This is a genomic window from Priestia sp. VA7, from assembly GCF_055710015.1.
In genome coordinates this window covers 788,756-813,564 of record NZ_JBVQPN010000004.1, presented here as the reverse complement: position 1 = coordinate 813,564, position 24,809 = coordinate 788,756, and the positions used below count along the sequence as shown (strand labels likewise).

Annotated in this window: 19 protein-coding genes, 5 pseudogenes and 2 other annotated features; of the genes and pseudogenes, 16 read left to right on the top strand and 8 right to left on the bottom strand. The window is 36.9% G+C overall.

Annotated elements, in window-relative coordinates:
• Window positions 1-46: 46 nt before the first annotated feature.
• Window positions 47-352, bottom strand: a complete 306-nt coding sequence (locus tag AC0C45_RS21965) for a hypothetical protein (protein ID WP_171779044.1) — start codon at window positions 350-352, stop codon at window positions 47-49.
• Window positions 353-965: 613 nt separating this feature from the next.
• Window positions 966-1,194 (top strand) — a binding site (T-box leader).
• A 38-nt stretch (window positions 1,195-1,232) separates the two neighbouring features.
• Window positions 1,233-1,459, top strand: a binding site (T-box leader).
• A 52-nt stretch (window positions 1,460-1,511) separates the two neighbouring features.
• Here AC0C45_RS21965 and thrS point away from each other — a divergent pair.
• From thrS to AC0C45_RS21900, 13 genes and pseudogenes are all read left to right on the top strand, one after another.
• Window positions 1,512-3,428 (top strand): annotated as a pseudogene (gene thrS / locus AC0C45_RS21960) (threonine--tRNA ligase); the annotation flags it as partial.
• Window positions 3,418-3,939: a type IV secretory system conjugative DNA transfer family protein gene (locus AC0C45_RS21955; protein WP_257064991.1), complete on the top strand. Its 522-nt coding sequence runs from the start codon at window positions 3,418-3,420 to the stop codon at window positions 3,937-3,939. The pseudogene thrS and the gene AC0C45_RS21955, both read left to right, overlap by 11 nt.
• 549 nt (window positions 3,940-4,488) lie before the next feature.
• The gene (locus AC0C45_RS21950; protein ID WP_257065086.1) at window positions 4,489-6,303 is read left to right on the top strand and encodes a reverse transcriptase domain-containing protein; all 1,815 of its coding nucleotides are present in this window, start codon (window positions 4,489-4,491) and stop codon (window positions 6,301-6,303) included.
• Between the two features lie 104 nt (window positions 6,304-6,407).
• Window positions 6,408-6,938: pseudogene (locus AC0C45_RS21945) on the top strand (TraG/TraD/VirD4 family protein); the annotation flags it as partial.
• 440 nt (window positions 6,939-7,378) lie between these two features.
• On the top strand, window positions 7,379-7,513 hold the full coding sequence (locus tag AC0C45_RS21940) for a hypothetical protein (RefSeq protein ID WP_257063245.1): 135 nt from the start codon (window positions 7,379-7,381) through the stop codon (window positions 7,511-7,513).
• A 23-nt stretch (window positions 7,514-7,536) separates the two neighbouring features.
• Window positions 7,537-9,096, top strand: a complete 1,560-nt coding sequence (locus tag AC0C45_RS21935; RefSeq protein ID WP_472928790.1) for a pLS20_p028 family conjugation system transmembrane protein — start codon at window positions 7,537-7,539, stop codon at window positions 9,094-9,096.
• 568 nt (window positions 9,097-9,664) lie between these two features.
• Complete coding sequence (locus AC0C45_RS21930) at window positions 9,665-11,518, top strand: reverse transcriptase/maturase family protein (RefSeq protein ID WP_472928788.1); 1,854 nt, start codon at window positions 9,665-9,667, stop codon at window positions 11,516-11,518.
• A 25-nt stretch (window positions 11,519-11,543) separates the two neighbouring features.
• A complete protein-coding gene (locus tag AC0C45_RS21925; RefSeq protein WP_237894089.1) occupies window positions 11,544-11,843 on the top strand; it encodes a hypothetical protein in 300 nt (99 codons plus the stop codon).
• A gap of 42 nt (window positions 11,844-11,885) precedes the next feature.
• Entirely contained in the window at window positions 11,886-12,035 is a 150-nt protein-coding gene (locus AC0C45_RS21920; RefSeq protein ID WP_160309931.1) for a hypothetical protein, read from the top strand.
• Between the two features lie 204 nt (window positions 12,036-12,239).
• A complete protein-coding gene (locus AC0C45_RS21915) occupies window positions 12,240-12,530 on the top strand; it encodes a DUF5592 family protein (protein ID WP_047933272.1) in 291 nt (96 codons plus the stop codon).
• Window positions 12,531-12,671: 141 nt separating this feature from the next.
• Window positions 12,672-13,694, top strand: a complete 1,023-nt coding sequence (locus AC0C45_RS21910; RefSeq protein ID WP_221791228.1) for a DUF3231 family protein — start codon at window positions 12,672-12,674, stop codon at window positions 13,692-13,694.
• A gap of 190 nt (window positions 13,695-13,884) precedes the next feature.
• On the top strand, window positions 13,885-14,127 hold the full coding sequence (locus AC0C45_RS21905; RefSeq protein ID WP_237894088.1) for a hypothetical protein: 243 nt from the start codon (window positions 13,885-13,887) through the stop codon (window positions 14,125-14,127).
• 173 nt (window positions 14,128-14,300) lie between these two features.
• Window positions 14,301-14,681, top strand: coding sequence for a hypothetical protein (locus tag AC0C45_RS21900; protein ID WP_280169112.1), 381 nt, complete (start codon window positions 14,301-14,303; stop codon window positions 14,679-14,681).
• Window position 14,682: 1 nt separating this feature from the next.
• Here the strand turns inward: AC0C45_RS21900 and AC0C45_RS21895 are convergent, their stop codons facing one another.
• The gene (locus AC0C45_RS21895) at window positions 14,683-15,171 is read right to left on the bottom strand and encodes a CBO0543 family protein (protein WP_171777196.1); all 489 of its coding nucleotides are present in this window, start codon (window positions 15,169-15,171) and stop codon (window positions 14,683-14,685) included.
• Between the two features lie 516 nt (window positions 15,172-15,687).
• On the opposite strand from AC0C45_RS21895, the pseudogene hxlA reads away from it, so the two are divergent.
• Both hxlA and AC0C45_RS21885 read left to right on the top strand, forming a co-directional pair.
• Window positions 15,688-16,319 (top strand): annotated as a pseudogene (gene hxlA / locus AC0C45_RS21890) (3-hexulose-6-phosphate synthase).
• A gap of 7 nt (window positions 16,320-16,326) precedes the next feature.
• Window positions 16,327-16,843: pseudogene (locus tag AC0C45_RS21885) on the top strand (phosphoheptose isomerase family protein).
• A 264-nt stretch (window positions 16,844-17,107) separates the two neighbouring features.
• Here AC0C45_RS21885 and AC0C45_RS21880 read toward each other — a convergent pair.
• The 4 genes and pseudogenes from AC0C45_RS21880 to AC0C45_RS21865 all read right to left on the bottom strand — a co-directional run bounded on the left by AC0C45_RS21880 (window position 17,108) and on the right by AC0C45_RS21865 (window position 20,585).
• A complete protein-coding gene (locus tag AC0C45_RS21880) occupies window positions 17,108-18,133 on the bottom strand; it encodes an LLM class flavin-dependent oxidoreductase (protein WP_047933267.1) in 1,026 nt (341 codons plus the stop codon).
• Between the two features lie 156 nt (window positions 18,134-18,289).
• Window positions 18,290-19,258, bottom strand: a pseudogene (locus AC0C45_RS21875) (LLM class flavin-dependent oxidoreductase).
• Window positions 19,259-19,275: 17 nt separating this feature from the next.
• The gene (locus AC0C45_RS21870; RefSeq protein ID WP_080967582.1) at window positions 19,276-20,241 is read right to left on the bottom strand and encodes a TIGR03571 family LLM class oxidoreductase; all 966 of its coding nucleotides are present in this window, start codon (window positions 20,239-20,241) and stop codon (window positions 19,276-19,278) included.
• Between the two features lie 20 nt (window positions 20,242-20,261).
• On the bottom strand, window positions 20,262-20,585 hold the full coding sequence (locus AC0C45_RS21865) for an ArsR/SmtB family transcription factor (RefSeq protein ID WP_241097307.1): 324 nt from the start codon (window positions 20,583-20,585) through the stop codon (window positions 20,262-20,264).
• 267 nt (window positions 20,586-20,852) lie between these two features.
• Here AC0C45_RS21865 and AC0C45_RS21860 point away from each other — a divergent pair, with 267 nt between their 5' ends.
• Complete coding sequence (locus AC0C45_RS21860; RefSeq protein WP_280169111.1) at window positions 20,853-21,470, top strand: hypothetical protein; 618 nt, start codon at window positions 20,853-20,855, stop codon at window positions 21,468-21,470.
• 660 nt (window positions 21,471-22,130) lie between these two features.
• Here AC0C45_RS21860 and AC0C45_RS21855 read toward each other — a convergent pair.
• Entirely contained in the window at window positions 22,131-23,480 is a 1,350-nt protein-coding gene (locus AC0C45_RS21855) for an NAD(P)/FAD-dependent oxidoreductase (RefSeq protein ID WP_171777198.1), read from the bottom strand.
• A gap of 535 nt (window positions 23,481-24,015) precedes the next feature.
• Complete coding sequence (locus AC0C45_RS21850) at window positions 24,016-24,600, bottom strand: YitT family protein (protein ID WP_171777199.1); 585 nt, start codon at window positions 24,598-24,600, stop codon at window positions 24,016-24,018.
• Window positions 24,601-24,809 lie beyond the last annotated feature (209 nt).

Below are 24,809 nucleotides of genomic sequence, written 5' to 3'. Positions count from 1 at the left end.
AATAAAAGGCATGAGAATATAAAATTTCTCCTGCCCTTTATTTCGTTTAAGCTTCTCCTTGTACCTGATCCTTTATCATAATTCCGAATAAAGCAAAGAAGTTTAACACAACTAGAAATCCATAATAAATTCCAAGTCCATCAAAAAATAGAGAGAGAATAGGAAATATAATAGATTCTAAACCAAATAACATAATAATAATCCCAAATCCTTTAGCAAGCTGCTTTTCATTCTTAGGTGTAAACATCTTTCCATATCCAGCAATAAAAGTAGTTTTTCCTTTCCTCCATACAAGCTGCCCTACATAAATAATCAAGCAACTTAAGATACATACCAACAATACTTTTAGCATTAAGAAAACACCTTCTTCCTAAACAAGGATCTCATTATATATGTAACATTTTACCATATTATTGTATTTAATAACATGAATATCATATGCAGAGCTAGTTTACATAAACACTCTTAAAGGAACCAAGCAAGCGAAAGAACCCTTGTGGCAGTAAGGGTTCCGGGTAAGGATATTTTCTCGTTTATACAGCTTTTTATACATCCTTGATATGAAAGGCTTTCTCGGAGAAATAGGTAAAAAAAGAATGTATAAAAAAGCTGTCTTTTATACATATGCTCGTACAGAAAAATATAGTCCATAAGATAAAAAATGTGTTATTATATGTCTGCACATGCATTTTATAGTAAAAAGCCACCTGTCCTGCAAATACTGGGTGGCTTTTTATTTTGCTATTTTTCTAACTCGACGTAATAGGAATACGTGAGTGAATTACTTTATGTTTTTCCATGTGTCATTATTTATGCATATGCCAACTCCTCTAAATCAGTGTTTTAGAGAGGAATTTACATGCATATCTAGAACACAACTTAATTCTAATTAATAACATATTTGTAATTAAGTATTGACATTTACAAATAATATAAATTATAATTCTATTTATTGGAAATGAACATGTTGAGCGTTGAAAAGGACACGAATTATTTTTATATTTCTTTACAGAGAATAGGGCCTTTGGCTGTGAGCCCTTAAGAAAGAGAAATAATTTACCACCTTGGAGCTATTGTGGGGAAATATGTAGATAGAGTAACCGCAATCGGGAAATCCGTTATCTTTTTTGAGAATATAACACTTGTAGTGTTTTATAAAATTAGGGTGGTACCACGACCGCACTCGTCCCTGTTAGAGGGATCAGTGCGTTTTTTTATGTTGAAAAATAAATAGGTAAGCAACGAAAAGGACATGAATTATTTTTATACTTCTTTGCAGAGAATAGGGTCTTTGGCTGTGAGCCCTTAAGAAAGAGAAATAATTTACCACCTTGGAGCTTTATTAGTGAACTAGTAGTAATTAATAACGTTTGCGACGTTACAGCACCAGAGCCATCGATATATTTATATTGATGGGAATTTGGGTGGTACCACGTGTGAAAACATACTCGTCCCTTACTTAGGGATGAGTATGTTTTTTTTTTGACTTTATTTAAATAGGAGAGGTTATCATGAGTAAAGATTTAATTCAAATTCGCTTTTTAGATGGAAATGAGAAAGAATTTTCAAAAGGTATTACATTACATGCTATTGCAGAATCCATTAGTTCTAGCCTAAAGAAGAAAGCCATTGTGGGTAAAGTAAATGGAGAATTATATGACTTGCATCGAGCTATTAATCAAGATGCAGAAATCGAAATCTTAACAGTAGATTCTGACGAAGGTCTAGAAATTATGAGGCATACAACAGCTCACATACTTGCTCAGGCAGTAAAAAGAGTACATAAGAATGTGAAGTTAGGGGTAGGACCAGTTATTGAAGATGGATTTTATTACGATATGGATCTTTCTACAACGATCGCTTCTAATGAGTTACTACAACTTGAACATGAAATGAAGAAAATTATTAATGAAAATCATCCTATTGAACGCACTGAAGTGACACGTAGTGAAGCTGAAAGAATATTTAGCGAGATAAACGACGAGTTGAAACTCGAGTTATTACGTGATATCCCTATGAATGAAACAGTTACGATTTATAAACAAGGGGAATTTTTCGATTTATGTCGAGGCCCACATCTTCCTTCTACTGGAATGGTTAAGGCGTTTAAATTAACAAAAGTATCAGGAGCATACTGGAGAGGTAACAGCGATAACCAAATGTTACAACGTGTATATGGCGTAGCTTTTCGTTCTCAAAAACAGTTAAATGAGTATGTAATGTTTCTAGAAGAAGCAGCTAAAAGAGACCATCGAAAATTGGGAAATGAACTAGAATTATTTATGTTTTCTGATGAAGCTCCAGGAATGCCTTTTTATTTAGCTAAAGGACAAATGGTTAAAAATCAGCTGGAGCAGTTCCTGCGATCCGTTCAAGAAAAGCATCATTATGAGGAAGTACGTACTCCTTTTATGATGAATCAACAATTATGGGAAAAGTCTGGTCACTGGGATCATTATAAGGATAATATGTATTTTTCAGAAGTGGATAATGCTAAATTTGCACTAAAGCCCATGAACTGTCCTGGTCATATGCTTATCTTTAAAAATAAGCTCCATTCCTATAGAGATTTACCCATTCGAATGGGAGAATTCGGTCAAGTTCACCGTCACGAATTCAGTGGGGCTCTAAATGGATTATTAAGAGTACGTACGTTTTGTCAGGACGATGCTCATATCTTTGTTACTCCTGAACAAATTGAAAGTGAAATTAAATCGGTCATTGAATTAGTGGATTATATCTACAAAACATTTGGTTTTGAATATAGTATTGAACTTTCAACTCGACCAGAAGACTCAATGGGAGAGGATAGCTTATGGGAACTTGCTGAAAGTTCTTTAGAAAACGTATTAAAAAGTTTGAACTTCAACTATAAAGTTAATGAAGGCGACGGAGCATTTTATGGTCCTAAAATCGATTTTCATATTAAGGATGCTTTAAAAAGAAGTCATCAATGTGCAACAATTCAATTAGACTTCCAGCTTCCAGAAAAATTTGATTTAAATTATATTAATGAAAAGAACGAAAAACAGCGTCCGGTTGTCATTCACCGTGCTATTTTTGGATCTCTTGACCGTTTCTTTGGCATTTTAATTGAGCACTTTGGAGGTGTCTTCCCCACATGGTTGGCACCTGTACAGGTAAAGGTTATTCCAGTTTCCCTAAAGGTTCATCAGGAATATGCACAAGAGATTAAAGAAGTTCTAGGAAAGAAAGGGATTCGAGTAGAATTAGATACTCGAGAACAAAAGCTCGGATATAAGATTCGAGAAGCTCAAGTGGCGAAGGTTCCTTATATTTTGGTATTAGGAGATAAGGAAATGGAAAGCAACTCCGTAAATGTACGAAAACACGGTGAGGAAAAGTCTGAAACTTTCAATTTAGATAGCTTTATTGAAAAACTTCAGGATGAAATTGTTGAAAAGAAACTTAGATGCAGCACCTCTTACTCGCTTAGAAATCATCTTTCCAGATGGTCAAACAGAAACGATTAAAACGGATGCCAAAGGGTTATTTGAGGTCAACTTTACAAGCGAGGTAAAGCAGAATGATGAAATTATTTTAACTGAAAAGCTGAGTGATAAAATTGTTACTTCATCGAGGCTTGAAACCGTTATATCGATTAATAGGATCACAAAAGAAACAGGAGCTACGACGTTTACAGTGGAGAAGCAACATCCAAGTATTCATGTAAAGGAAGTGACGTATTTTACAAAACCAATCGCCATTTTTATGGTCACACCAGATTATGATTCTAGTAACCATGTAATAGCCTCTATTTTTGTTCGGCAGTTATATTATGTGCTTTCTAAGAATGCTTCATTGGCAAGAGGAAACAAGTGTCATCGAGAAGTTGTATTTTTGTTAGACGAGTTTGGCGTGCGCCCATACGGGCATATAGAGAATCTCCTTAGACAAGAGATGGGAGTCTGTGCTTAACCTAGTTACCACCTTGCTTACCTACAAGGGGAAACCTGGAGGGGACCAGAGCATGCAAGGAAAGCCCTAAGTTACCAAAATGACCTAGGTACGACTGAAGGGCAAGGTAAAAATGTTGTGAACAAGGATGAAGGCTAAACTGCTTCAACCATAGTCCAAAGTGGAGTATCGTCGCCCGAAGTGAAGGGTCATTGAAACGCTTCGCAGTCAAAGAATGGAAATGTTGCCGAAGTTTCCATTGAACATACGTAATACGTATGGCAGACCAACGACTGACTAACTTGAATAACAAGTAACGGACGAAAGTGGCATCCGACATCATAACGAGTCTAGTCTCTATATGTACTAAATGGGGATTACCTAACCTGGAGCGCCTCGTAAGGAGGCTATTGAGGATGATACCAAGTGTAAAAAGCAAGGTATGTGGCTCATGAAAATCCAATATGGTAACGGAGTTCTCGTAGTAGTCAGAGCGAGGGAAAGCCTCGTACAAGGCGAAGGAGAACAGTCTTTTCGACTAATATTAAATTGGGAAGGGGCGTGAGGCTCTTGCGAAGCCCAAAAATCGTATTAGAAAATCTAGCATCTCACAGTAACAAAGCAGGATATAAATACAAGAAGTTATATCGAAATCTGTATAATCCATTATTTTTCCTTGATGCCTATCAAAACATATACGCCAGCGAAGGAAACATGACTGCTGGAACAGATGGAAAGACCATTGACGGAATGTCTACAAAAAGAATCTCAGGGTTAGTCGATAAATTACGAGATTCTTCTTATCAGCCACAACCAGTAAGAAGAGTTTATATTCCAAAGAAAAATGGAAAAAAGCGTCCATTAGGCATACCTTCAGTAGAAGATAAATTAGTTCAAGAGGTCATCAAAAACCTATTAGAATCCATCTATGAACCAACTTTTAGTAAGTTCTCTCATGGCTTTCGCCCTGAAAAGAGCTGCCATACAGCTCTGATTCAGGTTAAAGGCACTTTTACGGGGAGCAGATGGTTCATTGAAGGTGATATTGAAGGCTTTTTTGACAATATTAATCATCATATTCTTATCAATATCCTAAGGAAGAGGATTGATGATGAACAATTTATTTCGCTTATATGGAAGTTTCTTAGAGCTGGTTACTTGGAAGATTGGAAGTTCCATAAGACGTTTAGTGGTACACCACAAGGTGGTATTCTTAGCCCTCTATTAGCAAATATCTATCTGAATGAATTAGACAACTTTATGAGTGGATATAAGTCAACTTTTGATATAGGAAAAGCTAAAAGGACAAATCCAGCCTATTCTAAAATTCAGCATCAGATAAGTGGGGCTAAGAAAGAACTAAGGGAAGCTAAAGAAAAAGATGAAGTACGGGAAAAAGAGTTGAGTAATAGAATACGCCAGTTATTAGCTGAAAGAGAACGCACTCCCCAACGGTATCCAATGGATGAAAACTACAAACGAATTCAATATGTGAGATACGCAGATGACTTTCTGATTGGAGTGATTGGGAGTAAGGAAGACGCGTGCAGAGCAAAGAAAGACATCGCTAATTTCTTGAAATCTGAACTTAAGCTAACGTTATCCGAGGAGAAAACACTTATAACAAATACGAGGAACAAGGCACGATTTTTAGGTTATGACGTTAAAGTTGGGCGAGATTTTCACTCTAAACGACGAAGTGATGGAATAAAAACAAGAGCATTTTCGTTAAAGTGCGAACTATATATGCCTACTGATCTTGTTTATAGTCGCCTTTTTAAAAAAGGGGTAATAAAGGTCAACCAAAAGACCGGACAATGGAAACCAATGCACCGTCCAGAGTTAATTAAATTGGTGCCTCTTGAGATTTTAAGGAACTATAACGCCCAAATACGTGGAACCTATCAATATTACCAACTGGCAGTAAATGTGTGCCACTTAAATAGTTATAAGTATCTTCTGGAATACTCTATGTATAAAACCTTAGCGAATAAGTACCGTACGACCTTAGGCAAAGCTAAACAAAAATTTATGGTGAACGGAATATTCCAAGTCAGTTATATAACAAAATCCGGTAAGAAAACGGAAGTGCTTTATGACAAGGGATTTCGTAGAAATAAAGCTCCTATAACTAAAAAGGATATAGAAAAACTTCCTTCGGAAGTATCATATCAATCCCGAACATCGCTTATTCAAAGGCTGATGGCTAATCAATGCGAATGGTGTAAGGCTGAAGAAGGCTCAATGGAAGTTCATCATGTTCGAAAGTTAAAAAACCTTAAAGGGAAAAAGAAATGGGAAAGACAGATGATAGCAAGGAACCGTAAAACAATGATACTTTGTCGAAAGTGTCATCGTGACCTGCATAACGGGAAGCTAGACTGAAGAGACGGAGAGCCGTATACCTTGAGAGGGGTACGTGCGGTTCGGGGGGGAGTTCTCGGAAACCTAAGACCGAGAGGTCTTAAGGCGCCGGGTTCTTACCCTACAACATGCCGGCTATTGAAGGAATGGCGAATATTATCACGGTGTGTTTAGGGCGAAATATACGCTTCAACTTAGTCATTCAAGCCTATCCGCAATTGAAAAATAAGTATGGGGATGATGCAGCTACAATTGAAGGAAACTGCGGAAATACGATTTATATCCTTACAAATAATTATGAAACTGCTCAAGAAATTTCTAAAAAGCTTGGAGAAAGTACTATTAATTCTACTTCTCGAAGTGGAAAAGGATTATCAACAGATAAAAGTAAAACAGAGGGAGTCGATGGAAAACCATTATTAACACCAAATGAATTAATGGAATTACAAGAAGGAGAAAGTGTCGTCGTTCGTGTGGTTAAACGTCAAGATAAAGCATGTCAGAGAATTAAAGCGCATCCGATCTATAACACCGGAAAAACAGCGTTGAAATACCGGTGGGAATACCTTGGAGAGGACTTTAATACGGATCGTTCGATTCTAGATATTGATATTTCGTCTTTACATGAACAAGTCAATCCAAGATCCTTGGTGATTCATAATTTCTTTCCTTTTCAATCACAAGATCCATCAGTGGAAAAAGAAGAGGAACTAGCCGACGATCCGTTTACTTCTCTAACGTATGAGAACTATAAAACGAAAACAGTCAAAGAGTTTTTCGGTGGAGATAAGAACGTTTCTACTGCTCTAAAAGAACACTTACCAAAAGCGATGAATAAAACGGTGGAAGAGATTGAACAGCAGTCCATGCGTGATTTTGAAGAGGAATTAACGATGTTAGGAGCTAGCGATCAACTGAATAAAAATGTTCACAAACTTCTTGAAGTGAAAATAACTACCATCATCAAGAAGTTACAACATGAGATGGAAAAACAAGAAGCTTAATATCAAAAGGGGGAGAAAGAAGGACAAGTATTTCAAAGGAATTAGAGCGTATTTTAGAGGACTATGCACCGATTGTGAAGGAAGGACATCAGGTGTTAATTGGCTTACTAGATGGCACTATACACTTGGAAAAAGGGCAGGAAGGAGAAGCACCTGTACAAATTCGTGTTTCTCCTCTGGATGAACGATTAGAGATAACGATTGATACGTTGTTTCAAGGCATCTAATACCTTCGTAAGGAGATGAGCAGATGAAGGATGAAGAAATTCTTAAAAAGCTACGTGAGTTTTCAGAGTACTTAGATGTTGGAAATATCGTCACCTATATGTTACGGAAAGTTGGATGGGCGTGTATTCAACTTCTTTCGTTTCTGTTGGATGGATTGGAAGGAATTACAGATAGTATTTTAGGAATTAAGACATTTTTTAATTCACCTGAAATCCAAGATTTTATTACCAAGATTCAACCCTTTCTATATGTATTACTGGCTTTTTCCTTTTTGTATATTGGCTACATGTTGATTATTCAGGAGAGAGTCAATCGTGAACAAATTATGATTAACATTTTTATTTCGATGGCAGTCTTACTTTTATTAAACACCAGTATGTTAAAGACAGATAAATTCACTGACCAAGCCATTGAAGCTGTTGATTTAAATGAAAAAGGTACCGTAAGTGAAAAGATAATTAAAAGTAATATAACAGATGTAGCGCAATTCGATCCTACGAAATGGAAGAGTCCCAAATTAAAAGAACCAAATAAAGTGCCACAAAAAAATATTATGATGATTGATATTACTGAAAAAATTGATGATAAGTTTAAAGTGAATGAAAAAGATACTCTATCAGATGAAGGTCAAAAAATACTCACAAATAAAGCAGATATTACACCTGATGGAAAAGAAGGATTAGTTGAATTGAATAATGGATGGTTTGATTTCTTTCCAGAACTCTATTACCGATGGTCATGGAACTTCTGGACAATTGCTATTTCCCTCTTTGTTATAGGGATGACACAATTGTTTACCTCAATTAAACTAGCGAAACTGTGTTACGAGATAGGATTTAACTCGATTTTAGCCCAATTAGTTGCGCCTGCCGATGTATCAGACGGACAAAAGTTAAAAGCTGTACTAAAAAACATAGTGAATACGTTTCTAGTCATCATTATGATTTTCATTTCCATGAAGGTCTATTTGATGGGAACGGTCTTTATTAGCGATAAATTAGAAGGTATTCCGTATCTCATTGCATTGATTGCCTTTAGTATTGCCGTTGTAGATGGTCCGATTATGTGTGAACGTCTCTTTGGAATTGATGCCGGCCTCAAAAGTGGTTGGGGAGCTGTGGCAGGAGGCTTTGCGATGGCAAAAGGACTTGAAAGTAGTATTGGCATGATGGGCAGAACCGTAAAAGGAGGAGCCAATCTTGCAAAAGGTATTGGCGGTGTAGGAAAAAGCCTTGGTAGTGGTGCTCTTCAGACAGCAGCAGGAGTTGGAGGTCTTGGTAAAGGGTTAGCTACACAAGGAAATAAAGAAAAACAACCAGCTCTGCATGAAGAAATGAAAAAGGCAGGAATGGCAGGTGAGAAAGGAAACGCTGCTTCTAAAGGTAAAAACGCAGGAAATGAGCAGAAGGCTCAACAACAGGGATTATCTTCTACTGAAAAACAAGAAGGGGGCAAAAATAATGAAGGAAATTCTTCAGAAGGAAAAGGATCAGGTCAAGGCACATCTCTACAAGATGAAATGGTGCGTCCATATGGATGTGTTTGGGATTGCTGTCGTAGCAAACAGCTGATGTGGTCATAGCATCATAAGGTCAAAGACTTATTGATATTGTTCAAATATCAAGACACTCGTGGTGGGAAACCATCAGGGGGACAATAGCATGTCTATAAAGCCACAAGTTACTGGCGTGTTACAGTACGACTGGATGGCAAGACCAAAGTAATAGACAAGGATGAAAGCTACACTGCTTGAATGATAGCCAGAGGGGTTATATCGTGGACCATAGCAAATAACACGTGAAATGCTATGCAAGTGGGGATTTTAATGGATGCATTTCCCATTAAAATATGACCTCCCACTGACCAACATCTATAAGATGGTAAATGGCGAAAGTCACATCCGATACTATTACAAGCTTCCCTGCATAATCTAAATGGAGATTGTCTAAGTCGGTATGCCCTTACGGGCTATATCCATTTGGGATTGAATAATCGATAGGACAACGGAGTCTTCATACTAGTCTGAGATAGGGAAAACCTATTACGCTAACATCAGATAACGCATGTTAGGTCATAGCTGTGAAGCTAAGATGGCGAAGGAAGACAGTTAACTGAATCCAATATTATAAGAAGAAGGAGCGAGAGGCTCTATGAGAAATCCTCAAGTAGTATTGGACAATCTAACAAGTAAGTCCAATGATGAAAGCTATAAGTATCAAAGAGTGTACAGAAACCTATACAACCCTGAGTTTTATCTTATGGCATATGATGAAATTTACCCTAACCCTGGCAATATGACTAGGGGGGCAGATAATAAAACAATCGATGGTATGAGTATGAAAAGAATCCATAATATTATTGATTCGCTCAAGGATGAAAAGTATCAACCGACTCCGGTAAGAAGAACTTATATCAAAAAAAAGCGTGGTAATAGCAAAAGGCCACTAGGTATTCCATCATTTGATGATAAATTACTACAAACAGTAGTAAAGTCTATACTAGAAAGCATTTACGAAAGTTCGTTCAGTACGAGTTCTCATGGTTATCGACCAAACAGAAGCTGTCACACAGCCATTAAGCAAATCGCTGACACATTTAACGGAGTAAAATGGTTCATAGAAGGAGATATAAAAGGCTTTTTTAATAATATAGACCATACTATTTTAATCAATTTACTTCGTAAAAGAATTAAGGATGAGAAATTCCTAAGGCTTATCTGGAAATTTCTTAAAGCAGGGTATGTAGAGGATTGGAAATACCACAACTCTTACAGTGGCGTACCTCAAGGAGGCATTATCAGCCCTATCTTATCTAACATTTACCTTAACGAATTAGATCAATTTATTGAAGAATTCCAAGGTAAATTCAATAAAGGTAAACGTAGGGTGGAAAATCCTGATTACAAAAAACTGCACACAAAAAGTATGCGTCTTAAGAAGAAATTAAAAGATAAGATTACTGAAGGAACACTCAGGGAAGGCGAACGTGAAGAAATCATTGGTTACATCAAGGAAACTAATAGTAGAAAAATGAAGTTGCCTTCAAGAGACCCAATGGATCAAAACTATAAAAGATTGAAATACGTCAGATATGCGGATGATTGGCTAATTGGTATTATCGGCAGCATGGAAGACGCCATTATGATCAAGAAAGAACTAACTGAGTTCATCAGTCACAAACTGAAACTCGAACTTTCACAAGAAAAGACACTTATCACAAATAGTAGTAAGTTCGCTAGATTTCTAGGTTACAACATTGCTATAAGTAGAAATCAACAACCAAAACCCATAGCAAGACCAGCTGGACAACAAAAAAAGGTTCTCTCACGTTCTAATTCAGGAAGAGTTTCCATTTACATGCCAAAAGAAGCCTGGGTGAGTAAACTTATAGAATATAAAGCTATAAAAATGGATGGACGCAACTGGAAACCAATACATCGTAGGATGTTGGTCAACAACGATGATTTGGAAATCCTCACTCGTTATAATGCGGAAATCAAGGGTATGTACAACTACTATAGACTAGCTCATAACGTAAGTGGACTTAATAAATTTAAATACTTTATGGAATACAGCCTTTACAAAACTTTTGCTAATAAATATAAAAAATCAATAAATAAAATAATAAACAAATATTCCATTAACGGAGTCTTTGCGGTTAGATACAAATCTAAGAAAGCTGATAAAATTCGATACTTTTATAATGATGGATTCAAGAGAAATACATCCATAAAGGTAGAGCATACTAACACAGACCTGCCTATCAGTAAATTTGATTATGGTAGATCTAGTCTCATTTCAAGATTAAAGGCAGAACGCTGTGAATGGTGCCAGGCGGAAAACGTCGATTTAGAAATTCATCATGTAAGAAAGTCAAAGGACTTAAAAGGTAAAAAGCTATGGGAACAAATGATGATAGCCAGAATTCGCAAAACAATAGCGCTTTGTGCCCTGGGACAGGGAAATGACTGTCATCGTAAACTCCATGCTGGACTGTTAGATTGAAGTAAGTTAATGGCGAGCCGTATACATGGAGACATGTACGTACGGTTCTGAGGGGGATGCTTGGGAACCTACCATAGCAATATGGAAAGGCACCGGGTATCTACCCTACCAAGCTTTTGGTCAAAGTGGAAGCACAAATGGAGGCAGCCCTTCTGTAGGAAAGGCAAATGCTTCTCTTTATGGTGGTGAAATGCAAGCTTCTAGTCAGAATGGAAGCACAAATGGAGGCAGCTCTTCTGTAGGAAAGGCAAGTGCTCCTCTTCATGAGGAAATCCAAACTTCCGGTTATGTGGTGGGAGTACAAGTGAAAGTAGCTCTTCTGTAAAGTGTAAGTTACCCTACACCAACAAGAAAACCTTCTGCTTCCATGCCGACAGGGATGGATCAAGCACAATTGGTGGCTACACAGGAACCTCCCCAAGTAAAACAACCAATTGAAAAAGACACGGTACCTCCTTCTACAGAAGAGATTCTAATGCCGCATCAACACCGAACAGAAACACGCAATATTGCATAAGTGGTACGGGATAACCTCAAAGAGAGTGTAGGAAAGGTAAAAGAACCTATTGATCATTCACAAATAATCCATAAAACAAAACGTTCTTATCAAATTGGACGAAATACAGGGCGAGATTTAGGAAACCTTGGATCAAAGAAACGAAATAAACCAGAAGAGAAGTAACAAGCGTTACTTCTCTTTTTTATAGGGAGGAGAAGAGTCATGGCAAACTATAACATTCCGAAAGAAATGTCGACGGAATTAAAGATTAATAAATCACTTTATCTCTTCGATTTGTTGTTCATTATTGGCTTACTTATGGTCACGATGATGTTACGTTTTTTTATTCATCCTACGCTTCAAATTCCCTTTTATATCTTCATGAGCATATTTGGGCTATTGATGACCGTTAGACCAAGTACGAACCCTAAAAAACGGATGTATGAGGCGTTATTGCTTACATTGTTACGAAAGAAGAGTACGTATTGTGCAATTGATAGGGAACAAGAATAAAAAGGTACTTATTAAAAATAAGAAAAAACCATCCCTGGTAGATAGGATGGTTCTGAATGGAAAGTCCAAGTTAAAATTCTCAGCCTTCACGTTTATCATTGACATTTTATGTAAAAGATAAACATGAATGGAGGATAATATATGGTAGAAATGAATAAAGTATCGCGTCTTACAAGCGCTGAAATCTCAAACCTGTGGAATACTTATATGAATGATAGTTTAAATATCTGTATGGTAACTCATTTTTTACAAACTGTAGAGGATCTAGATGTCAAACCTCTTTTAGAAGAAACAATTAACGTAGCTCGAGGACATCTAGTAGAAATAGAAACGATCTTTCAACAAGAGGAAATTCCTAAACCCGTTGGGTTTCCAATAGAAAAACATGTTAAATTGAATGCGCCTCGTCTTTTTACAGATGTTTTTTATATGGCCTACCTTCTACACATGAGTAAATTTGGGATGACTGCACATGCTGGTGGCATCACATTAGCCTGTCGGAAAGATATCCATGATTTATTCCATAACTATGTGGAAGAGGCTATTAGGCTTAATGGTGCCACACGAGAAGTCATGAAGGAAAAGGGTGTCTTTATTCGGCCACCTTACATGGATTATCCAAAGGAAGTAGAGTTTGTGACAGAACAGAAATTTCTGACCGGATGGTTTGGGCACAAACGATCTCTACTTGCACTGGAAACCTCTCATTTATATATGACATCACTTAATAATGAACTAGGGAAAGATGTCCTTTTAGGTTTCTCTCAAGTAGCGAAGGATAGTGAAATAAAAAAACATTTTATACGGGGCACAAAAATCACTTCAGATATTCTCTATAATACTCATAAAACGTTACATGAAAGTGATATTCCTGCCTCTATGACTTGGGATACGTGTGTTACGAGCTCCACTATCGCTCCTTATTCAGAGCAGATTATGCTTTGTTTTGTGAATGCATTGTGTGCCCTTGGAGTTGCAACATATGGGAGTGCGATGTCTTTAAGTATACGGCATGATTTAGCAGCTCTTTATAGTAAATTTATTATGAAGTCAGGAGTCTATGCTGAGGATGGGGCAAATATGTTAATTGAGCGTTCTTGGATGGAGAAACCTCCTCAATTTATTGATCGTGATAAATTAATACGTGAGAATACAGAAAGTTAAAGGAAACATGGTTTATTAGTTATTGTATTTTTGAAGAAACAAATATTTTCACTAAACAAATAGTATAAAAACCTATAGTCAGAACGTGTTTTCATTGAAACACGTTCTTTCTTTTTGTCTATTGCTACAAGTTATTACTAACAATTTAATCAAATTCTATTCAAAAGTTAAAAGGGGGCTACGTACTATCGTGATATTCAATGAAAAAGTATTAAAAAATGAGCAAGTAAAGTCAGTAAAGCTCTTTGAAAAAAATAAACAGAGAAGTAAATCCCTTCTCTTTGATGAAAAGGAAAAGGGGATCATCAATGGTCAAGTTCAAGAACAACCTCTTACTTTTCAAGAACGTTTTGAAGTGGATAATCAAATGTACCTTCAAAAACGTACAGGCATCGTCAAGAAGAAAAAAGAAAAACAGGAAATCGAAAGGTAAAGTATAGCAAGAATATTTGACGACACATCAGATAAATATTTTGTAAACAAAGAATAGTAAAAAGACGATGGTCAATCACCGTCTCAATAGAACTAGTTTTTATTTTCAGAGAACTTATTTTTATTGAAGAATTTAACAAGCTTATTTCCGATAAACGAGAACTCAAAAAGCTCATGAAACACCCACAAAATGAAAAGATCGAAGCAGGTTGGGCCAATATTAGTGATGAACTGCTGCAAGACATACCTTCTGGTGCTGTTTACTTAACACATCGTTCATTAACTAGGTTTTTATTTATAAATGATTGTGACAATACCTGGGCAGCATTCCCAAGTTCTTCTCATGTTCATATGAGTGAAGTATCTATTTGGGGTAATTTAACAGGATGGGAAAATGAAGATCTGTTTGGTACATTAACTGTCTGGGAAACATCCGTTAATCCATTCGCGACTAAACAATTAGATTTTTTCATCTTTGAAGAAGCAGAACCAGTTGAGCTTCCACCTATAAAACAAAAGGAAGACACAAGATCACTTTTTCTAGTAGGAGCATAAGTTAACCCTCTTGTTTCTTTTCTATAATATTAATAAGTGCAATTATTAAACGACTAAATAAAGCTCTTACATTAAGGCTAATAAGGCTATAATACCATTTCCAGCCTTTTTGCCACTTAATTAGTTTCGTATATTTTTTTGCCCATAACTCAACTAAAAATAGCGAACTGATGGTAAGTACAATCTTATACACAATTTTAAAAGGATTATCATTTTTTGTTATATGATAAAGCCATAAAGAAACAGTTGGCAAACATAAGAAATCAAATAAAACATTTGATTTAAACTCTTTAGGTATAAAGCGGATAGGGTATTGAAGTATTTGACGGTTAACTAAAAACCTGTCAACGATAGCATTTGTATATCCATTCATAAACAAGACCAACAGTGAATCTTTAATAGGAGTTTTCTTTAAAACAAAGGGTAAGCTAGCTAAAAATATGACGGTTATACACTTTAGAAATCTTATTTCTAATTTTTTACTTTTCATATATTTTCATCTCCTTGCTTAGTCGTAAAATTAGTATTAGCTGCTCTATGATTTACGATGCAACAGTTTTCCTTTGTCATGTACATGTAAATGTAACAAAATAAACCATGACAAAATTTTCTTGAATAATTACATCCGTTTGGTATCAAAAACTGAATAGGAGAGTGGTCCATCGAAGAAAAAGCTAGTACTTATCATAATGGCTTTGGGAGTTTTTATCCTAACTCAGGTGTTTGCTGCAACGGGAGATAGCATTATCAAGACAGGCGATAAGTACCTAGAGCGAGCGGCCTTACTCATATAGAGAATCAATTGGTGATCTGTCAAAATTCGATAGGTTATCATTTACGGCTCGGGTGTTTAAGGGGAATGGCATCACATTGATGCATGTAAAAAATAATGAGTATACTAAGAAACGTACTAGTGAGTAAATAGCTTTTCGAAAGGAAACATTTACACCAGTATAATGACAGACTATAGCACAATATAAAATCATATTAAAAGGAGCGAATATAAATGAAATTACAATTAGCATTAGATCTTGTCAATATTCAGGGAGCTATTGAATTAGTGAAAGAGGTAGAGAGCATATTGATGTTGTAGAAATTGGCACACCTGTGGTGATCAATGAAGGTCTTAAAGCAGTGAAAGAAGTAAAGGCTGCATTTCCTAACTTAACCGTATTAGCAGACTTGAAAATTATGGATGAAGCTGGATATGAAGTAAGCCAAGCATCTGCTGCAGGTGCTGACATCATTACGATTCTTGGCACTGCAGAAGACGAGTCAATTAAAGGCGCAGTAGAAGAAGCTAAAAAACAAGGTAAACAAATCCTTGCTGATATGATCGCCGTGAAGGATATTGCAGCCCGCGCAAAAGAAATGGATGAACTTGGCGTTGATTATATATGCGTTCACACAGGTTACGATCTTCAAACAGTTGGAAAGAATTCTTTCGAAGACCTTTCAACCATCAAAAGCGTTGTTAAAAACGCGCAAACTGCCATTGCAGGTGGAATCAAATTAGAAACACTTCCTGAAGTAATTAAACAACACCCAGATCTTGTTATCGTAGGTGGGGGAATTACGAATAAAGAAGATAAAAAAGCTACAGCACGCGAAATGAAAAAATTAATTGAACAAGGTTAATTTAACAATGAAGATTACTCAATATGTAGCCGAGATCGTTCAAGAATTAAGTCAAACAATCCACTTGATTTGTGATTCAGAAGCAGAGAAATTAATAAAACAGATTTTAGAATCCAAGAAAACCTTTGTGGCGGGTGCAGGCAGATCTGGATTGATGCCTATGTAGTTGGGGGAAACAGTAACAGCTAATTTAGAAAAAGACGATTTATTAATCATTGGTTCAGGATCAGGAGAAATCAAAACCTTAATTGCCATTGCTGAAAAAGCTTAGAAGGCATAGTCGCAGCTATAACCATTTCTCCTGATTCTCCTGAATCAACCATTGGAGAGTTAGCTGATATTACTGTTAAATTACCGGGAGTCACGAAAAATCAATCTGAAGGTGATTACAGGACCATTCAACCAAGGGGATCTCTATTTGAGCAAACAATGCTGTTATTTTATAATGCCTTAATCTTACGCTTTAGAGAGAAAAAAGCCTAGATTCTAATAAAATGTATGGTAAACATGCTAATCTCGAATAGAAAATAGCTTAAAATATACAGAAAAGACCACATTTTTTAATTTGTGGTCTTTTCTGTATAATCTCCCTTTATTCTATACGTTCGTTTGCGGATGAGATATTTAAATCTATTACAAGGTGTTAAAGTAATTTAAAGGGTTTTGCTATTGAGCAACTGGATAACATAGACTACAAAAATTTCTTTGACCGGCACTTTTTTATATTCTATACAAAAAATTTATGGAGATACATTAAAAGCTTGCCATAAGGCTCGTCCAGTTTTGACCTATTTTAGCTGAGTAATTTCTGCCAATATTTCATAGGAATGGAGGCGGGCCTTATGATCATAAACCTGGGCGATTGCCATGATTTCATCGGCTTGACTTTCATCCAGAAACTTTTCCAGCTTTTCTTTTACGATTTGAGGACTGCCGACAATCGAAGTTCCTAATTGATTCTCAAGGGCAGCTATTTCATAGTCGCTCGCTATATCATTAATATTATCCACTGGCGGCTGCAATGGGACTTCCTTCCCGCGCATCAAATTTAAGAACTGCTGCTGCAATGTTGTAGCGAGCCGCTCAGCTTCTTGATCTGTGTCAGCCGCAATGATGTTTAGCCCTACCATTGCATGCGGCTTGTCCAGTACTTTAGAAGGCTTAAACGAACGGCGGTACAGCTGGATAGCCGGCAGTGTGTTATGCGGCGAGAAATGGCTCGCAAATGCAAACGGCAGCCCAAGCTCTCCTGCCAGCTGAGCACTGTATCCGCTTGAACCTAACAGCCAAATAGGTATGTTTAATCCTTCACCTGGAATTGCTTTAACATGACTATATCCTTGTGCCAGGGAAGGGTCAAAGTAATTCCGGAGCTCAGCCAGCTGCTCTGGGAAATCTTCTCCTAAACTTCTCAAGTCACGTCTTAATGCACGTGCGGTAAGCTGATCAGTGCCTGGTGCACGGCCCAAGCCAAGATCAATACGTCCTGGATATAATGATTCCAGAGTACCGAATTGCTCAGCAATAACAAGAGGTGCATGATTCGGTAGCATAATGCCCCCTGAACCTACCCGAATTTTTGATGTGCCTGCTGCAACATGGGAAATGACTACCGATGTTGCAGAGCTGGCGATAAATGGCATATTATGATGCTCAGCGAGCCAATATCGGTTATACCCCAGCTTTTCAGCGAGCCGGGCCAGCTCCAAAGTATTGCGAAAAGAATCAGCCGGCGTACTTCCATCTGCAATTGGAGAGAGATCTAGGATTGAGAATGGAATATCCGTAATTTGTTTTGAATCATTTTCAGGCATATGCTCATCTTCTTTCTTTAAAAATTCCGTTTCAAACCTATAAAAGAATTTACAGGCTGTTTTCTTTGTCTTCTTTTACTGCTTCAATCTAAATTACATTAATTTAACTGATTTAATATCTGCAGAAAATACATCCTTTATTAGACTAGACACTGTTTAATTTACTGTAGCCTGAGCCAGAATTTCATAAGAGCGTAGCCGTGCCTTATGATCAAAAATCTCTGTATGAGCCATAATTTCATCAGCATCAGTCTTTTCTATTAACTCATGGAGTCGCTGCTTCATATTTGCAGGGTCCCGATGATGGAAGCGAAAAGCTGTTCTTTAACCGCCCTGCGCTCATTATCGTTCCAAAGATCGTCCATATTATCAACAGGAGGCAAAATGGGTGAAGGCTATCCGCGGGTTAACAAAAGAAATTTTTGATACATCGAAGTGGCAAGCCTTTGTGCCTCCCGTTTCTCACCATCAGCCACCACTTGAACGGCTAACAGTACATAAAGCTCCTCCAAAAATTGAGACGGACGAAAATAATCCCGGTACAGCTTTATGGCCTCCATCATGTTACCTGGAGCAAAATGTCCCGCGAAAGAGAACGGTAACCCAAGTATTCCGGCTAATTGTGCACTATAAAATCCTGAACCTAACAGCCAAATTGGCACATTTGTTTTTTCGCCGGGAATGGCGTGAAAGCTAAATGAACCATTCTTAGTGGCTGTTCCTGTACCATAAAGATATGCGATAAGCTCCTCAAGCCGGGCATCAAATTCAGGTTCACCAGCAACCCGCTGCCCGCCCCAATCTAAAGTCGATCCGGCCAGGGAAGAAGGTTTCTAATGTTCCAAAGTGCTCAGCCACGGAAAGAGGAGAATAATGGGAAAGTAGCATTGCGCCTGATTCAATATGCATTTTTTCCGTGACAGAAGCCACTCGTCCAATTACTATCGAGGATGCTGAACTCGCCATTCCTGCCCAATTATGATGTTCAGCAAGTCAAAACCGTTTATATCCCCACTGCTCTGTTTTCTTTGCTAAATCAAACGTGTTTTGAAGAGAAAGTTTGGCTGATCCTCCCTCGACAATTGGGGAGGGATCTAGTACTGAAAGTTCTATTTTCTTTGTCATAATTCTTCTTCCTTTTTTTAAAGCTGGACTGTACCTTTATGGGTTGGAAAGTAGGGTAAAACAAATTCTCCAAGTTCCTGGATTACTTCCTCTGAAGGACGCTTGGAAAAATACAGAACAAACGCCAAATGGTTGACACCAATCGCTTGAAATTGATGCAGTAAATCAATTAAACGGTTTCTTCCCACGGAATAGCCTAAGGGTATGGGGACAGGCGTTTCATCGGGATTTTCCAATAAATTGATGAACAAGCTTTGAGAGAAGGGTTTAAAATCTCCTGGAGCATGAACTTCAGTTAAAGCACGATAATCCTGGATAAGCTGCTCCTGTTGAATAATGCTTCTTGGGTATTGAAGCCACCCATCCCCGTTCCTAGCTATCCAATTGATAGACTGATTGCTAAATCCAGTTACCATGGTCGGAATCGAAGATACAGGCTTTGGGATTAACCTCATATCTGTACCATCGATCAGCCCGGCGTGGCTGTGGATTGTCGGCTGATCCTCTTTTAACAGCCGGTCGAGAATTTCGAAATTTTCTTTAAATAACGAACCGCTTTCTTGCTTAAACATCCCTAAAGCTGTAAAGTCTTTTTCCCTGTCCCCTGATGCCACTCCCATAATCAATCGACCTGGAAACAATTGATCAATTGATGCAGCTTCCTTGGCTACCCTGACAGGGTGGCGCAAAGGGAGAACTACACTTCCTGTCACTAACGCAATGTGTTTTGTATAGGCAGCAAGATACGTCAAATAAATCCATAAATCGTACTTTTGGCCGTTATCATCAATATTCAAATTCTGCATCGTAATATCACGGAGCCATAATGAAGCAAAGCCATATTCCTCAATTTTACGGGCAAGCTCCAGCTGATTCTCCATAATCGGATCTTTAGACATCCTGGCAGTCGGGAGGATAAATCCGAGTGTCATTTTGTCTTTCTGATACATGCTGTTATAGGCACGATGATTTTGAAAACTCACTCTTGGTCCTCCTTAAAAGGTTATATTTTTAAGCCTATATATTTTTCAAGCTGTTTAATGGTTTCCTCATTGCGTCGATAATAAGTCCATTGTCCGATTCGTTTCATTTCCACCATCCCGCTTTGTAATAGGATAGACAAATACTGGGAGGTAGTAGACTGTGATAGTCCTACTTTGCTACGAATATCACTAACACAAACCCCGCCATCAAAGCCCTTTTCTTTGATGACATGGGCCTGCGGGGGAAAATTATTATCCGGTTCTTTCAACATTTGCAGAATATTTACTCTGATTTGATTTGACAGAGCCTTGAAAATTTCAACTGCCTGTTCGTCATTTATCATATTTGATTCCCGATTCAACGGTGTCCGCCCTTTCTGATCTTATTAAAATCTATTTTGCCTTGAATGCGTACAAACCAATCGAACAAAAGGATATTGATAATTCCCGATATATCTATATTATTTTCCTTTATACACAAAATCAAATTTTATGCTTTAGGCAAGGCTAGGAAACGGCTTTAAAGGAACTACACAAATTAGCTTAGAGAACTGGTGTCGGAGAGATGAGGATTATTTTGCCCATTTTTTAAATGGTTCGGGTTGTTAGCTTTGAAAAATCAAGACTTTAAAAGGAGAGGTGAAGAAACTTCTGATGAAGATGATGTTATAGATGACGATACAATATCTATGGATTCTGTTGCTTCGTTTTGGGATCCTTGTAAACAACGTTTTGAAGCAGTCTTTATTGAGTCAAAGAGGGGAGCTAATAAACCCTCTCAGGATGATATTGTAAAATGGATTAACAAGTGTAGAAGTGCACAGGAATTTATAGAGGAAAATGATGAGATTCAACATAAATTATGTGCTGGAACAGGGCAGGAAGACATGAAATGTTCAAAAAGTATTCTTTTTTTGGATTGTGATGCCTGGAAAGATATTAGAATAGAAAGGCTAATTGACATATCATCACTGCAAAATAAAACTGTGTGTCCTCCTCATATTCGAATAGTTGACCATACTAGGGCACTTTGGATGCAACATATCTTGGATCAACTGGGGTTAATAAGAAGTCAGCTTGGAGGAGTAGTTGAAAAATATAGAATATATTATTGGAAAAGAAGTTTGCAAGAAAATGCATCCTTTGACCACATATATTCTAAAACCAACCTATTTGAAGTGAGTTACTATGGAGAGGAAAAACATGATATTTTATTATTTACCTTTTGAAAGGGTAATGGCTGAAGTCATCAGATATTATGCTGATCATTTAGCTGAGTTATTAGACATGGGAGCACATGGTTTCAACAGGGTCATGATTTATACGATTTTTAGTTGGATCAAATTGCAGTGGAGACAGAGAATATTTGTCGTTAATAAGTATAAATGGTAAAACTACAATTTTTATAATATAGTTTATCTATTCACTGTTATAAGTAAAATACATTATTTTTGTATTCTCAATTCTATTTATCTTATTAAAAACATGTTAGCGTTAAATGCTTCTAATTTTTCCGTTAGGTTATCATGAATAAAACAATTTCTTAAAATAGAAGCAGAAGATAGAATGGTATATGATAAGAAAGGAAACGAACCATTTGTCGCTGATAACTATAAATGATAAAACACTTAATATTAACTCATTAAATTTATGTACCTTGAAGTTAATTTTATTCCTAGTGAAAGTAATCATTAAATATTTACGATTTTTAAGAAACAGCCTAAATTCTTTGTATTAAACACTTAGAATGTAGGCTGTTTTATATAAATAATGACTTAATGCTATAAATTTGCTTTTTCTAGACTAAATCAATATTAGGGTAGGTTCCTTAAGACCCTGCCTATAAAGAATAAGCACAGAACCCAACAGTTTTCTAATACCCATTCTGTTTACCTGTGACTACCACTATCACATAGGTGGTGTCCTACATAGATTCCACTTGCCGACGCCTGTGATAAAGAGTGTGTAATACCTGAACAATCTCCAACGAGATACAAACCAGATACATTCGTTTCAAAATGTGTAGTTGTTTCTATGATAGGAGAATAAAACTTCCCGTCCATCCCGTAGAGTAGTGTATCCTCATCAATTGTTTCGCCGATAAATGCTTCTAGGCACTGTAGAAATTCCTGCAAAATATGTATATATAGGGAAGGGACGTGTGCAGTGAGATCTCCACACTCTGCTTGCAGGGTAGGAAAAATACGATTGACCTCCATCTGTTTCACTGTTGTCGGCTGACCTGCCCGTAAATCTCCTAAACGTTGCACAATAATGCGCTCTCTGTTGTCATTAATGCTTCCAATCACTTTTTGTGCATGCGCATTGGCATCCACAAGAGTAGAGAAGTAACGGGAAGTGAATAAAGTGAAATTTAGATTAGAAGTGCCGTTCGCTTTCTCCCGAAAGTTTTGACCATCGGGCATAACAAATCCTTCTTGATGTTTACGCACAATTCTTCCTCGTGGATTCATACAATATGTGGTAGACACAAGATCTTCATGTGTATAAGAAAGTTTGGTCTCAAAGGTATCTTGCAAGATAGAACGAAGCTGCTGCTCTTTCATCTCCACTCGCACGCCTAAATCTAATCGGGTTGTCCCTTGTTTGACACCTAGCATAGAACATTGTCTTTGTAACCATTCTGTACCGGAACGACCTGTCGCAAGTACGATTTTATGAGAGTGTACCATTCCCTGATTTGTAGTAATTATAAAAGAATGCGCCTCTTTTTTTATCTCTGTGATATCTACCTCAAATCGAATTTCAATCTTGCGAGACAGCATGTCATACATTCTCTGAAAAATTTGTGTTGAAAGAGAAGTGCCTAAGTGTCTCACTTCTGTTGTTAACATCTGTAATCCACATGATTGAGCTTTCTTTGCAAGATGGGCATCTACTGTAGAATACTTTGCAATTTCTTTACCTCCAAACAAGCAGAGAATGTCATCCACTTCTCCCATCGCTTGCATGGCATGTTCTTTCCCTATCTTTTGTGCCAACTCTCCGCCGAAGTTACTCGTATAATTAAATTTCCCTTCGGACTTTCCTAAGCCGGCAAAGCCAAAATATTTTTCACATAAGTCACAATGACATGGTTCACCGTGATCTGATGCACAATCTCTTTGTTCCAATGGTTTTCCTTTTTCGAGGATTAAAATCTTTTGATCGCTTTGTAACAAGGTGTAAGCCAAAAAGATACTGCTTACACCTGAGCCAACAATTGTGATATCATACATATTTTAATTCTCCTTACTTTCACTATAACTATTCCTTACAAATATAACTGTCTTTGAACCTATCTTTTTGTAAGAAGCAAGGCACTATTATGACTTGCGCTTTTTAAAAATGACATGATACAGTACTGGCGATTTGCGAAGTTTGTATACGAGATATGAGGCTAAAAGAGCCTCTATAAGGTCACCAGGAATATAGATTAAGCTGATTTTAATGGCTTGTGCGAGTGGAATCCCCATGATGAAAACTTGTACGAGTATCCCAGTTTCTTACTTTCAAATAATCCCCCCTTTTTTGGTTGCCTTTACTAGTTTGCATGAAATATATAGTTTATGTCAACTTTATTAAAATTTAAATTGACATAAATCATATGTTATAAAACAAGTATCTCTAGTTACCATAATGTCTTCTCTAGGAACCAACCATAAAAAAAACCCTTTAGTTAATCTCAAAGTTGTTGTAAGGGCCTTTTAAATTTATAAAGATCAAGAAGGGGCAAAAAGCGGAGGATAGAAGATACTCATTTTATAATCCAAATTATTCTTTTTTAGTAAGTAACGAAGTCGTCATTCCACCTATAAAAATTGTCGAACATGAAAAAAGAAACGTTTTAGGTCCTAATAAAGGAAGACCTGCTGTTATGATAAAACCATCTATAATTAAAATGACGATTCCTATGTTCAAAGAAAAAGCTTTTGATAGTAGTTGGGCTAGTAAATCTGTTCCTCCAGTGCTTGTCTCGTATCGAAGCATAAGACCAATCCCCGTTCCAATACATACTCCTCCAAAGATCACACTAGGAAAAACAGAAAGTTGAAACTGGTCTTTAATAGGCTCTAGCCAATCAATCAATAAAGAAGAAATAACTAACCCATAAAAACTATTATAAAAATAAGTTCTTTCATAAACCCAAGCAAACCAACATAATGGGAAGCCCAAAATAATCATCGTTACACCTGTGGGAAATTCAAAATAATAGTGAAGGATAAGAGCAATTCCAATTGTCCCTCCATCCAACAAATAATGAGGAACTAAAAATCCATTAATTCCTATACTTAATAATAAGCTTCCGACAAGAACAACCGGTATTTTTCGAAAAATAATAATCACCTTTTTAGTCAAATTATCTCTTACTATATGTATAAGCTTTAGCTAGCTCTCATGAATGTTTTTTTATCGATAAAGCTCTTAGAAAAAATTATTCTAAGAGCTTTTTGGCTGCCTTATATGTTTTCATTCTTTATTAGGTAATTGCCTAAATTGAATATTTTTTTATCATTTGAGCAAACTACTCAAGACGTTCTGCAATATCAGCTAACTATTGATTACCA